A 12,182-nucleotide genomic window follows, 5' to 3' on the forward strand; every position below is an offset into this window, starting at 1 on the left:
TGCTCCCTGGAAGAAGGGCCAGATACTTGCTGGGCGCACCTTGCTCGTCAGCAGGCGCATTCCTAGAGAGAGGTAGGATTTTTCTGGCTGATTCAGGAATAAAGGCGGTTGCGCCTGATGGGAAACGCCTAATCAGGCTTATCCGATTGCTCTCAGGACCGCCCCGGAGCGGTGAGCGCCACATCCGGAGGGGAAAGCCTCAGCCACCCCAGCACCTGGGATTGCCCAATGGTCCATCGCCCACCTCGCTCCAGTAGCGGCAATTCTTCTCTTGAACGGCCAAAAGGCCCCGGGTTCTGCTGAGCAATCTGCAGACGGCCCTCATCGACCCTGGCAATCACCGCAACATGCCCATAGCGATTCAGCAGGGTCGGCGCAAACACCAGCAGGTCGTCCGCTTGCGGTGGTGTAGAACTGCCGTTGCGAAATTGCAGCATGCCACGCTGGGCATTCAGTCCACCGTCGACGAGTGCCGGATCGAAGAAGTCCTTCGCATGACCATAGGTGTCGGGCATGCGATGACCATGGCGCACGAAGTAGTAGCGTTTGACGAATTCGACGCACTGATAGCGCAGACCGAGGTTATAGCCATCCGGGCTCAGATGACGCCCCTGTACGCTATTGACCCCACCGTTGTAGTAGATGGCCACGCCATTGAGCTCATCCAGTTGCTCGCCTGCCGTGTAGTGGGGGTTGGGGTCGAGGCGGGTGATCACGGCGTGCGCCGAGGCGGTCAACAGCACCAGGCCCGCGCAAGCAGCAAGCAGGCACATCGAACGGTTGCGTGTGAATAACATTGAGCTGCGCCCTTGGTTTCCCGGAAGGGCCCGGGGAAATCACTCCCGAGGCCAAGGGCGGATATTTGCGGGGAGCCTGCTTGAGAGTCAGCAGGCCAATTCTGAGTTACGAGTAGGTTTTTTCAGATTCGGTGGCTACTCATCCAGCCAGGCAGCCGCAGGGCAAACGTTGCTCTGCTTGACACCCTCGACGGCTTTCAAAGCACTTCACGCTTACAAATACTTCAACCACGCGATATCCCGCCGCCGCGCCTTCAACCGCGCGAACCAGCACACCGGCAGGTACAACGCCACCGCCAGCAACGCCGCCGCCAGCCACACCGCCAGCACCGAATCGAAGCCGAAATACGGCCCGTGGTTGGTGCCCCAGATCGCCACGCTGGCCAGGTACAGCAGCTTCAGCACATACAGGTGCAGCAGATAGAAGAACATCGGTGCCGCGCCGAACACGGCCAGCCAGCGCACCATGCGTCCGTCGTTGCGACGCTCGAACAGCACCAGCAACAACAGGCCGATACCCAGGGTCAGGGCGAGGAACACCAGCGACGGCGGATATTTGGTGATGTTGAAGAAGCTCATCAGCGTCTGCACCGCCGTCTCGCCGCTGAACCACGGTTTTTCGCCGTAGCCGTTGAGCAGGCGCAGCACCAGGAACACGCCCAGCGCCCCAACGGCGGTCGCCAGCAGACGCTGGCGACGCTGGCCCGCATCACTGTCGCGACCAAACCACGGGCCAATGGCAAAGCCCAGGGCAATCACGCCGATCCACGGCAGCAACGGATACGAGGTGCGCAAGCGCAGCCCTTCCGATACCTCGATCCAGCCACGGTCATGCAGCACCGCCCACGGCACATGGGCCCAGTGACCAACCGGGAAATGCAACCCGTCCAGCAGGTTGTGACCGGCCACCAGCACCACACCCAGGACGATCAGCCAGGCGCGCGGCAACCACAGCAAAGCACTGAGCGCCAGCATGCTCAGGCCGATGGCCCAGATCACCTGCAGGTAGATCACGCTGGGTGGCAACTGGAAGGTCCAGGCGAAATTGACCAGAGTGAACTCCAGCACGACCAGGAACAGCCCGCGCTTGAACAGAAACGCCGACACCGCCGCCTTGCCCTGGTATTTCTCGCCATAGAGAAAAGCCGACAGCCCCGTCAGCAGAATGAACACCGGCGCACACAGGTGCGCCAGGGTGCGGCTGAAGAACAGCGCCGGGTCGGTCTGGGTGACGTCCATCGGGTCGCCGACCTGCATGTGCAGGTAGAAAGTCTCGCGAACGTGGTCGAGCAGCATGAAGACGATCACCAGCCCGCGCAGGGCATCGATCGAGTGAAGACGGGTGGACGGCGGAGCGGACATGGGGCGGGCGTTCTCTTGATGCAATGTAATAGTGTTACACATGATGGCATGTCGCCCCGGTGACTGTCACTTTGCGGATGCGTCAATCACGGCTAGATTGAGCAGCCTTGCGTCCTTCCACCCTATCGCCGAGTTCGCCCCATGCTGATCGCCGCTTCGATTTTCGTCCTCACCCTGGTGCTGGTGATCTGGCAACCCCGAGGCCTGAGCATCGGCTGGAGCGCCAGCGGCGGCGCAGTGCTGGCGCTGCTGGCCGGTGTAGTTCACCCGGGAGACATCCCGGCGGTATGGGCCATCGTCTGGAACGCCACCGCCACCTTCATCGCCCTGATCATCATCAGCCTGCTGCTGGACGAGGCCGGGTTCTTCGAATGGGCCGCGCTGCACATGGCGCGCTGGAGCAAGGGCCGGGGCGGACGCCTGTTCACCCTGATGATCCTGCTAGGCGCGGCAGTATCGGCGCTGTTCGCCAACGACGGTGCGGCGCTGATCCTCACCCCGATCGTGGTGGCGATGCTCCAGGCCTTGCGCTTCTCGCCCGCAGCGACCCTGGCCTTCGTCATGGCCGCCGGTTTCATCGCCGACACCGCCAGCCTGCCGCTGGTGGTGTCGAACCTGGTGAACATCGTTTCGGCCGATTTCTTCGGTATCGGCTTCGGCGAGTACGCTTCGGTGATGTGGCCAGTGAACCTGGCGAGCATCGCCGCCACCCTGGGCGTGCTCTGGTGGTTCTTCCGCAAGGACATCCCGCGCCACTTCGAACCGACCCTGAAAGCGCCTCGTGACGCCATCCGCGACGTGCACACCTTCTACGCCGGCTGGCTGGTGCTGGTGTTCCTGCTGCTGGCGCTGTTCGCACTGGAGCCGCTGGGGATTCCGGTGAGCCTGGTGTCGGGGGTGTGCGCGCTGGTGCTGTTGCTGGTGGCCGGGCGCGGCAAGGTGATCTCCACGCGCAAGGTCATGCGCCATGCGCCCTGGCACATCGTGGTGTTTTCCCTGGGCATGTACCTGGTGGTCTACGGCCTGCGCAACGCCGGGCTGACCCAGCAACTCAGCGGCCTGCTCGACCTGCTCGCCGGCCATGGTCTGTGGGCGGCCACCCTCGGCACAGGATTGCTGGCGGCGCTGCTGTCGTCGGTGATGAACAACCTGCCCAGCGTACTGGTGGGCGCGCTGTCGATCCACGGTGCCGAGGCCAGCGGGGTGATACGCGAGGCGATGATCTACGCCAACATCATCGGCTGTGACCTGGGCCCGAAGATCACGCCGATCGGCAGCCTCGCCACCCTGCTCTGGCTGCACGTGCTGGCCCGGCGCGATATCCGTATCACCTGGGGTTACTACTTCAAGGTCGGCAGCCTGCTGACGCTTCCGGTGCTGCTGGTCACGCTGTCTGCACTGGCGCTGCGCCTTGGCGCAGGCTGAGCCAGGCCAGCAGCGCCAGCCAGACCACCGCCGTGCCATAGTTGAGGCGCTGGTACAGGCCAAAGCCGTGACCGCTTTCCAGCGCCTGGCCCATCAGCCCCACGGTGACCAGCGCCAGCACCGTGCACCCCCCCGAGAACCACGAGAATACCCGCGAGCCCAGCAGCCGCCTGCCGAGCACGACCCACAGCAGGCTGGCGAGGGTCAGCGAGGCGAACATCACCAGCCCGGACAGGTTGTGGATCTGCTGGGAGGTGGATGGCTGTAGCGGCGCACAGCCCTGGTCGCAGGGAAATACACCGGCTCCGATGCTGGCCAAACCGTGAATCAGTACCAGCAGCGCGCTAGCCTTCGCCAGCCGGGAGCCGGCGAAACGCCGCCACAGCCCGAGTGCCAGCAGAACGAACAGCACGCCCAGCGGGAAGTTGTTGACCCAGGCGGAAAAGCCGTGGGTCGCCGCGCCCAGCTCGCCCAGGCGGCTCATGGCGAAGTCCGCATGGCTGTAGCCGGGATACTGGCTGGCGGTCAGCCACACGCCGAACAACAGCCAGAAAGGAATCAGTACGCCTGCCCAGAGCAATGCACGGTCGGTGGTCTTCATGTCCTGCGATCTCCGTCGTTAACAGAGCGCCCATGCTAGGGACCGGTGCCGGCAAGTGTTACCGAATTTTTTGCAAGGCAGCGTGACCATGCGTCATCCTGTCGCCCCCACGTTCCAAGGATGGCTGTACGTGACCCGCCGCTTGCCCAGCACCACCGCCCTGCTCGCCCTCGAAGCCGCCGCCCGCCACCAGAGTTTCGCCCGCGCCGCCCAGGAACTGTCCCTGACCGAAGGCGCCATCAGCCGGCAGATCGCCAAGCTGGAAAGCCAGCTCGGCGTGCGCCTGTTCCACCGGGTCGGCAACCGTGTGGAATTGTCCGGCCCCGGCGCCCGCTACGCTGCCGACATCCGCGAGGCCCTCGAGCTGATCGAGCACAAGACCCGCCAGTTGCTCGCCGATACCCGCCGCGACGCAGCCCTGGAAATCGGCGTGATCCCCACCCTCGCCAGCCGCTGGTTGATCCCGCGCATGGCGCGCTTTCACCAGCGCCATCCGCAGATTCAGGTCAACCTGCGTGAACGGACCGAACCGTTTGACCTGGCCGCTAGCGGTTTGCATGCGGCGATCAATTTCGAGCATCCAGCCTGGGCGATGCTTCAGGTGCAGCCGTTGTTCGAAGAACCATTGCTCGCCGTCTGCCACCCGGACCTCGCCGCACGGAGCGCCGCCGACACCCCCTTGCTGCACAAATACGAACAGGCCGGGCGCTGGGCCGAATATGCCCGGCTGGCGGGCATCGACCTGCCGACCCCGACGGCCGGCCCACGCTACGACCGCTTCTCGCTGCTGATCGAAGCCGCCAAGGCCGGGATCGGCATGGCGCTGGTGCCGCGCTTGTATGTCGAGGACGACCTGCAACTGGGCCGGCTGCAGGCGCCATGGCCCGTGGTGGCGGGGTTGAGCGAACGTTATGTGCTGGTGACGCGCCCCGGTGAAAGGACACCCGCGCTGGACGCCTTCGAGACGTGGTTGCTGGAGGAAACTGCACACGCGACTTGCCATCACCCCGCCAGCAACGCTAGTGTCTGCCCATGACTCTTTCCCGCAACGCCTCGACCACCACCACCAGCACCGCCACCGGCGGGCCGTGCGGGTGTTCGTGAGCGTCTGAACCCAACCCGAAAGGCCCCGCCAGCGATGGACGGGGCCTTTTTCGTGGTCCCGGTGTCGCTGGCTCATCTCAAGGAGCGACACCCATGCATGCACTCTTGATTCTCGATCTGCAGGTCGGCCTGTTTCACGGCCCGGACAAACCCTGGCGTGGCGATGCGCTGCTGCACACGATCAACAGCCTGCTGGCCAAGGCCCGTGCGGCCGGCGCGCCGGTGTTCCTCGCCCGTCATGTCGGCCCGACCGGATCACCGCTGGCGCCGAACAGTGCGCTGACGCAGCTGATCCCCGAACTGGAACTGGATGGCAGCGAAACGATCTTCGAGAAGCAGCGCCCCAGTGCCTTCATCGGCACCGGTTTGCTTGAAACGTTGAAGGAAGCCGGGAGCAGCGGGCTGGTGATCACTGGAATGAAGACGCAGTACTGCGTCGACAGCACCTGCCGGGCAGCGCGGGATCTGGGGGTGGACGCGGTGTTGATCGAAGACGGCCATACCTGCTCCGACACGCCCCTGCTGAGTGCCGAGGCGATCGTGGCGCATCACAACGCCACGCTGGCGGGGCCGTTCTGCCGGTTGGTGAAGGCGGCTGACTGGGTGTTCTGAACGGGCAACATCGTCGCCTGCGTCGGCCTCATCGCTGCGGTTCGGCGCCCCGACAAGGCCAGCTCCCACAGGGTTCCGAGCCAGCCGCAGCATCCACGGCCGGCTCAACACCTGTGGGAGTCGGCCTTGCCGACGATGGCGTCATTTCAGGCAACATTGTGACCTGCGTCGGCCTCATCGCTGGCAAGCGGACCGCCGCTCGGCCAGCTCCCACAAGGCCGTGCTCAGAGCCCCTGTTCCAACGCCAGCAGATCCGCCAACGGCTGCGCCCGGCGGATCAACCGCACCGCGCCATTGTCCAGCAGCACCTCGGCCAGCAGCGGACGACTGTTGTAGTTGGACGACATCGACGCACCGTAGGCGCCGGTGTCGTGCATCACCAGCAGGTCGCCGACCTGCGGCTGCGGCAGCAGGCGCGGCACCAGGCCCTGGTCGTCCTGGGTGAAGACGTCGCCGGACTCGCACAGCGGACCACCCACCACGCACTCCACCTGTGGGCGATCCGCCGCATCAAGCAGGCTCATATGGTGATAGGCACCGTACATCGCCGGACGCATCAGGTCATTGAAGCCAGCATCCACCAGCACGAACTGACGGCTGCCCGCACGCTTCACCGCACGCACCTCGGTGACCAGGCGACCCGATTCGGCCACCAGGAAACGTCCTGGCTCGATCTCCATGCGCACCGGATGGGCAAGGAAGGCTTCGATCTCGTTTTTGGCACTCTGCCAGGTGCTGGCGTAACGCTCGACATCCACCGCCACGTCACCCTCGCGGTACGGCGTGGACAGACCGCCACCAATGGAGAACGCCTCGATATCGTGGTCCAGCGACTTGATCGCCTCGACCATCGCCCCGCCCACCTGGGCCAGGTGGTCATAATCCACACCCGAGCCAATGTGCATGTGCAGGCCCACCAGGTGCAGGCCCTTGGCGCGGATCACCGCCAGCGCGTCGCCCAGTTCGTCATGCCAGATGCCGTGCTTGCTGTTCTCGCCGCCGGTGTTGGTCTTGCGGCTGTGGCCGTAGCCGAAGCCCGGGTTGATGCGCAGCCAGACACGGTGGCCCGGCGAGTGCTCGCCAAGCTGGCGCAGCATGTCGATGGAGCCGCAGTTGACCTCGACCTTGAGTTCCACCACCCGGCGCAGGGTCGGCTGGTCCAGCAGGTCGCAGGTCAGAACCACGCCCGCCGGGTCGCCTTCCGGGCTGTAGCCGGCCAGCAGCGCACGCTCCAGCTCACCCAGGGACACCGCATCCACACGCACGCCGTGCTCGCGCATCAAGCGCAGGATATGCAGGTTGGAACTGGCCTTCTGGGCGAAACGAATCACGTCGAAGCAGCCCAGCCGGGCGATGCGGTCGCGGATGATCGCGGCATCGTAGGTCCAGAACGGCGTGGGGAATTGCTGCGCGGCGGCGGCCAGGGTCTGCTGGTCGAATGCAACGGTCATGACGCGGAAATCCTTGGGCGAATGAGATGACAGCATGATGCCCAAGGCCGGCCATTCAGAAAAATATCTATTCTTTATCAGTCCATTCAGTTCTGATATGGATTCTCTTCCCGACGAGCCCCGTACCATGAGCCTGTCCGTCCGCCATATCGAAGTGTTCCGCGCCATCATGCTGGCGGGCAGCGTCACCGGCGCGGCGCGCCTGCTGTTCACCTCGCAGCCGACCCTGAGCCGCGAACTGGCTCGGCTCGAAAGCCTCAGCGGGCTGAAACTGTTCGACCGCCAGGGCGGCCGCCTGCTGCCCACTGCCCAGGCACTGATGCTGCTGGAAGAGGTGGAGCGCGCCTACGTCGGCCTGGAACGGATCAACAGCCTGATGCAGTCGATCCGCCGCTTCGAGCACGGCCAGTTGCAACTGACCTGCCTGCCGTTGTTCTCGCAGACTTTGCTGCCGCGGGTGTGCAAGCAGTTCCAGCACCAGCAGGCCGGTATCAGCCTGTGCATTAGCGCCCAGGAATCGCCGCTGCTGGAAGAATCCCTCAGCGCCCAGCGCCACGACCTCGGCCTCACCGAAGGCGAGCAAGTCCCACGCGGCACTCGCGGCGAACTGTTGCTCAGTGCCGACATGCTCTGCGTGCTGCCCGACGGGCACGCTCTGCTGGCCCGTGAACGGCTGGCGATGGAGGACTTCCAGGGGATCGACTTCATCAACCTCGCCGGGCGCGACATCTACCGCCAGCAACTCGATGAACACTTCCGCCAGGCGAACGTGGAGCGGCACACGGTGATCGAGACCACCAACGCCGCCTCGGTGTGCGCCATGGTTCGCGAAGGCCTGGGCGTGGCGATCATCAACCCGCTGAGTGCCCTGCAGGAAGCCGGCCGGGGTTTGCAGGTACGACGGCTGACGGTATCGATCCCCTACCGGGTCATGCTGATCCGTCCGGAATTTCGCCCGTCATCGGGGTTCGTCGAGGCGTTCTGCGCAGCCTTGCAGAACGAAGCCGAACACCTGACGCAACGGCTGCATGCATTGTAGCAGACGGGATCTGGTAACTAACCCATTCAGCAGCCGGAATCAGCCAGAAAACCCATAAGAAAGACGGAAAATATATAGTATAAATACTATACAAAACAGGTAACACTTCCATATTCGAACAGGTTTGATATATAAACGCCCCGGAGCCATCTGCGCCGTATCCCCTCGACAGGGAAACGGCAAACATCAAGAGCTAACAATCAGCCGCCGGGTGCCACACATGTCGAAATCTGCCTCACAGGGTCTCGTCCCTGCCGTTCACCGCGCTCGCCTCATTTCACCGATCCCCGACGATCCGCCCCGTCGCGCCTGACCGCGCGCTGACGCGCTTCAACGCTTTCCGTTTGACCGGTGACGGGCCTGCCCGTCGCCACGGTGCCGTGCACCCTCGACAAAACCACAAGAAAAACCAAGGAGCCCCACCCATGACCGAAGCAGAGCTGTCCCACTCCCAGCGATGTGCGCGGATCCGCGCCAATCCGAAATTCCAGCAACTGGTGCGCAGCCGCTCGCGGCTGTCCTGGTCCCTCAGCGCCCTGGTGCTTGGCGCCTATTACCTGTTCATGGCGGTGGTGGCCTTCCAGCCTCAGTGGCTGCACGCACCATTGGCAGAAGGCCGGCAACTGACCCTCGGCATTCCGCTGGCAGCGGCGCTGATCGTGCTGTCGTGGCTGCTCACGGGCTGGTACGTGCGCAACGCCAATACCCGCTTCGACGCCATGAGCGCCGACCTGCTGGAGGAACTGAAATGAACCATCGCCTGCTCACCCTCGGCGCGCTGTTGCTCACCCCGACTCTGGCCTTCGCCGCGCCCATCGTGGCGGAGAAACAGCCGGTCAACCTGCATGCCATCGGCATGTTCTTCGTCTTCGTCCTCGGCACCCTGGCGATCACCTGGTGGGCCGCCCGCCAGACCCAGTCCACTTCCGACTTCTACACGGCCGGCGGCGGCATCAGCGGTTTCCAGAACGGTCTGGCGATCGCCGGTGACTACATGTCCGCGGCCACGCTGCTGGGCCTTTCCAGCCTGGTGTTCGCCAAGGGCTACGACGGTTTCATCTACACCGTGGCGTTCTTCGTCGGCTGGCCGATCATCACCTTCCTGATGGCCGAGCGCCTGCGCAACCTGGGCCGCTTCACCTTCGCCGACATCGTTTCCTACCGCCTCGACCAGACCCGCATCCGCACCTTCGCCGCCTTCGGCTCGCTGACCGTGGTGTGCTGCTACCTGGTGGTGCAGATGGTCGGTGCAGGCCAGTTGATCAAGCTGCTGTTCGGCCTCGACTACCGCACGGCGGTGATGGTGGTGGGCGCGCTGATGCTGGTGTACGTGATCTTCGGCGGCATGATCGCCACCACCTGGGTGCAGATCATCAAGGCGGTGTTGCTGCTGGTCGGCGGCACCACCCTGGCGCTGCTGGCGATGGCCGAGTTCGGCTTCAGCTTCGAAACCCTCGCCGCCCGCGCCGTGGACGCCCACGCCACCGGCTGGAACATCATGGGCCCAGGCTCGATGCTGGCCGACCCGGTCAACGCCGCCTCGCTGTCCCTCGGCCTGGTGTTCGGCATCGCCGGCCTGCCGCACATCCTGATGCGTTTCTTCACCGTGCCCAACGCCAAGGAAGCGCGCAAATCGGTGTTCTACGCCACCGGCTTCATCGGTTTCTTCTTCCTGGTGGTGATGGTGCTGGGCTACGCGGCCATCGTCATCGTCGGCACCGATCCGCAGTTCTACGTCGGTGGTGACACCAAGGCAGCGCTGATCGGCGGCGGCAACATGGTCGCCATGCACCTGGCCAAGGCGGTGGGCGGCAACCTGTTCCTCGGGTTCCTCTCGGCGGTGGCCTTCGCCACCATCCTGGCGGTGGTCTCGGGCTTGGCCCTGGCCGGTGCCTCGGCGATTTCCCATGACCTCTACGCCACCGTGCTGAAAAAGGGCACCGCGACCGAGCAGCAGGAAATGCGCGTCACTCGCTTCGCCACCATCGGCCTGGGCGTGATCGCGATCTTCCTGGGCTTTCTGTTCGAGCACCAGAACATTGCCTTCCTGGTCGGCCTGACCTTCGGCATCGCCGCCTCGACCAACTTCCCGGTACTGATCATGGCCATGTACTGGAAGCCGCTGACCACCCGCGGCGCCCTGGCCGGGGGCTTCGCCGGACTGGTCAGCGCCCTGGTGCTGGTGATCCTGTCGCCGGCGGTGTGGGTGACGGTGCTGGGCAACGCCAAGGCAATCTACCCCTACGACCACCCGGCGCTGTTCTCCATGCCGCTGGCGTTCGCCGTGACCATCGTCGTCTCGCTGCTGGACCGCAGCGCCCGCGCCGCCCGTGAGCGCGATGCCTTCGACGACCAGTTCGTCCGCGCCCAGACCGGCCTCGGTGCCGCAGCCGCGTCCAACCACTAATAACAAGAGAAACCGAACATGCTCCGCACCTTGACCCCACTGGCTCTGGCCATCCTCTGCTGCAACGCCAACGCCGCTTTCCTCGACGACAGCAAGGCCGGCATCGAAGCCCGCAACTTCTACTTCAACCGCGACTTCCGCCAGGACGGCGCCGCGCAATCGAAGATCGACGAATGGGCCCAGGGCTTCATCCTGCGCTACGAGTCCGGCTTCACCGAGGGCACGCTCGGCTTCGGCGTCGATGCCATCGGCCTGCTCGGCCTCAAGCTTGACTCCAGCCCCGACCGCGCTGGCAGCGGCCTGCTGCAACGGGACCGAGAAGCGCCCAAACGCGCCCAGGACAGCTACAGCGACCTCGGCATCACCGCCAAGGTCCGCGCCTCCCACAGCGTGCTCAGGCTCGGCACCCTGATTCCCAAGCTGCCGGTGCTGATGCCCAACGACTCGCGCCTGCTGCCGCAGGTGTTCCAGGGCGGCCAGGTGACCGTGCAGGAGGTCAGCAACCTGACCCTCGACCTGGGCCGGCTGCGCCAGGTCAACCAGCGCGACTCCCAGGACTACGAAGATATTGGCGTCACCACTGGCGCGGCGAAAAACATCGTAGTGCGCCGGAGCGCCAGCGACCGCTTCGACTTCGGCAGCGCCCTGTACAAATGGAACGACAGCCTCAGCACCAGCTACAGCTATGGCGGCCTCGACGGCCTGTACCGCCAGCACCTGCTCGGCCTCACCCACAACTGGGCGCTGGGCGGCGGCCAGACGCTCAAGAGCGACCTGCGCTTCGCCCGCTCGCTGGATGACAGCGGCAGCAACATCGACAACAAGGCGCTGGGCGCGATGTTCACCTACGGCCTCAAGGGCCATGCCTTCGGCCTGGGTTACCAGCGCATGAGCGGCGACACCGGCTTCGCCTACCTCAATGGCGCCGATGCGTATCTGGTGAACTTCGTGCAGATCGGCGACTTCGCCAACAAGGACGAGCGCTCCTGGCAGGCGCGCTACGACTTCAACTTCGCCAGCGTCGGCATTCCCGGCCTGACCTTCATGACCCGCTACCTGCGCGGCGACAACATCGATCTCGGCGCCGGGCGGCCGGAGGGCAAGGAATGGGAGCGGGACATGGACATCGGCTACGTGATCCAGAGCGGACCGCTGAAGAATGTGGGGGTGAAATGGCGCAACGCGACGGTGCGCTCGACGAACTTCGGCAATGACCTGGACGAGAACCGGTTGATCCTGAGCTATACCCTGGCACTCTGGTAGTTGCTCAAGGCCTCATCGCAGGCAACGCCAGCTTGTATGGTAGGACTTGAAGGGAGGAGAAGGGACAAAGCCAGCTTCTGACTGTTCGCGCAGTACAGACCGTGGGAGATCTCGCCCCTCC

At 64.5% G+C, this 12,182-nt stretch carries 11 protein-coding genes; 7 read left to right on the forward strand and 4 right to left on the reverse strand.

Going from position 1 to position 12,182, the window contains the following annotated elements:
* Window positions 1-152 precede the first annotated feature (152 nt).
* Both AC05QJ_RS22490 and AC05QJ_RS22495 read right to left on the reverse strand, forming a co-directional pair.
* Entirely contained in the window at window positions 153-797 is a 645-nt protein-coding gene (locus AC05QJ_RS22490; RefSeq protein WP_476743471.1) for a CHAP domain-containing protein, read from the reverse strand.
* A gap of 213 nt (window positions 798-1,010) precedes the next feature.
* A complete protein-coding gene (locus tag AC05QJ_RS22495) occupies window positions 1,011-2,159 on the reverse strand; it encodes an acetyltransferase domain-containing protein (RefSeq protein WP_476743472.1) in 1,149 nt (382 codons plus the stop codon).
* 141 nt (window positions 2,160-2,300) lie between these two features.
* Here AC05QJ_RS22495 and AC05QJ_RS22500 point away from each other — a divergent pair, with 141 nt between their 5' ends.
* Complete coding sequence (locus AC05QJ_RS22500) at window positions 2,301-3,584, forward strand: arsenic transporter (RefSeq protein WP_476743473.1); 1,284 nt, start codon at window positions 2,301-2,303, stop codon at window positions 3,582-3,584.
* Here the strand turns inward: AC05QJ_RS22500 and AC05QJ_RS22505 are convergent.
* Window positions 3,544-4,185 (reverse strand): DUF998 domain-containing protein, encoded by a 642-nt coding sequence (locus AC05QJ_RS22505; RefSeq protein ID WP_476743474.1) that lies wholly within the window; start codon window positions 4,183-4,185, stop codon window positions 3,544-3,546. The genes AC05QJ_RS22500 and AC05QJ_RS22505 overlap by 41 nt on opposite strands.
* Window positions 4,186-4,315: 130 nt before the next feature.
* On the opposite strand from AC05QJ_RS22505, the gene AC05QJ_RS22510 reads away from it, so the two are divergent.
* Window positions 4,316-5,221 carry a LysR substrate-binding domain-containing protein gene (locus AC05QJ_RS22510; RefSeq protein WP_476743475.1) on the forward strand — a complete coding sequence of 302 codons (906 nt, stop codon included), beginning with the start codon at window positions 4,316-4,318 and terminating at the stop codon, window positions 5,219-5,221.
* A 161-nt stretch (window positions 5,222-5,382) separates the two neighbouring features.
* On the forward strand, window positions 5,383-5,901 hold the full coding sequence (locus AC05QJ_RS22515; RefSeq protein WP_476743476.1) for a cysteine hydrolase family protein: 519 nt from the start codon (window positions 5,383-5,385) through the stop codon (window positions 5,899-5,901).
* A gap of 224 nt (window positions 5,902-6,125) precedes the next feature.
* Here the strand turns inward: AC05QJ_RS22515 and lysA are convergent, their stop codons facing one another.
* A complete protein-coding gene (lysA, locus tag AC05QJ_RS22520) occupies window positions 6,126-7,352 on the reverse strand; it encodes a diaminopimelate decarboxylase (RefSeq protein ID WP_476743477.1) in 1,227 nt (408 codons plus the stop codon).
* Window positions 7,353-7,479: 127 nt separating this feature from the next.
* Between lysA and AC05QJ_RS22525 the strand changes: the two genes are divergently transcribed.
* The 4 genes from AC05QJ_RS22525 (at window position 7,480) to AC05QJ_RS22540 (ending at window position 12,061) form a co-directional block, all read left to right on the forward strand.
* Window positions 7,480-8,391: a LysR family transcriptional regulator gene (locus tag AC05QJ_RS22525; protein ID WP_476743478.1), complete on the forward strand. Its 912-nt coding sequence runs from the start codon at window positions 7,480-7,482 to the stop codon at window positions 8,389-8,391.
* Window positions 8,392-8,816: 425 nt separating this feature from the next.
* A complete protein-coding gene (locus AC05QJ_RS22530; protein ID WP_476743479.1) occupies window positions 8,817-9,143 on the forward strand; it encodes a DUF485 domain-containing protein in 327 nt (108 codons plus the stop codon).
* On the forward strand, window positions 9,140-10,798 hold the full coding sequence (locus AC05QJ_RS22535) for a cation acetate symporter (RefSeq protein WP_476743480.1): 1,659 nt from the start codon (window positions 9,140-9,142) through the stop codon (window positions 10,796-10,798). The genes AC05QJ_RS22530 and AC05QJ_RS22535 overlap by 4 nt, the downstream gene beginning before the upstream one ends.
* A gap of 18 nt (window positions 10,799-10,816) precedes the next feature.
* Entirely contained in the window at window positions 10,817-12,061 is a 1,245-nt protein-coding gene (locus AC05QJ_RS22540) for an OprD family porin (RefSeq protein WP_476743481.1), read from the forward strand.
* Window positions 12,062-12,182: the final 121 nt, after the last annotated feature.

Source organism: Pseudomonas sp. TUM25319, from assembly GCF_056388475.1.

Bases quoted from the DNA above. Each gene is read 5' to 3' on its own strand.
- AC05QJ_RS22525 (WP_476743478.1), top strand. From the start codon at position 7,480: ATGAGCCTGTCCGTCCGCCATATCGAAGTGTTCCGCGCCATCATGCTG.
- AC05QJ_RS22500 (WP_476743473.1), top strand. From the start codon at position 2,301: ATGCTGATCGCCGCTTCGATTTTCGTCCTCACCCTGGTGCTGGTGATC.
- lysA (WP_476743477.1), bottom strand. From the start codon at position 7,352: ATGACCGTTGCATTCGACCAGCAGACCCTGGCCGCCGCCGCGCAGCAA.
- AC05QJ_RS22505 (WP_476743474.1), bottom strand. From the start codon at position 4,185: ATGAAGACCACCGACCGTGCATTGCTCTGGGCAGGCGTACTGATTCCT.
- AC05QJ_RS22490 (WP_476743471.1), bottom strand. From the start codon at position 797: ATGTTATTCACACGCAACCGTTCGATGTGCCTGCTTGCTGCTTGCGCG.
- AC05QJ_RS22515 (WP_476743476.1), top strand. From the start codon at position 5,383: ATGCATGCACTCTTGATTCTCGATCTGCAGGTCGGCCTGTTTCACGGC.
- AC05QJ_RS22535 (WP_476743480.1), top strand. From the start codon at position 9,140: ATGAACCATCGCCTGCTCACCCTCGGCGCGCTGTTGCTCACCCCGACT.
- AC05QJ_RS22540 (WP_476743481.1), top strand. From the start codon at position 10,817: ATGCTCCGCACCTTGACCCCACTGGCTCTGGCCATCCTCTGCTGCAAC.
- AC05QJ_RS22530 (WP_476743479.1), top strand. From the start codon at position 8,817: ATGACCGAAGCAGAGCTGTCCCACTCCCAGCGATGTGCGCGGATCCGC.
- AC05QJ_RS22495 (WP_476743472.1), bottom strand. From the start codon at position 2,159: ATGTCCGCTCCGCCGTCCACCCGTCTTCACTCGATCGATGCCCTGCGC.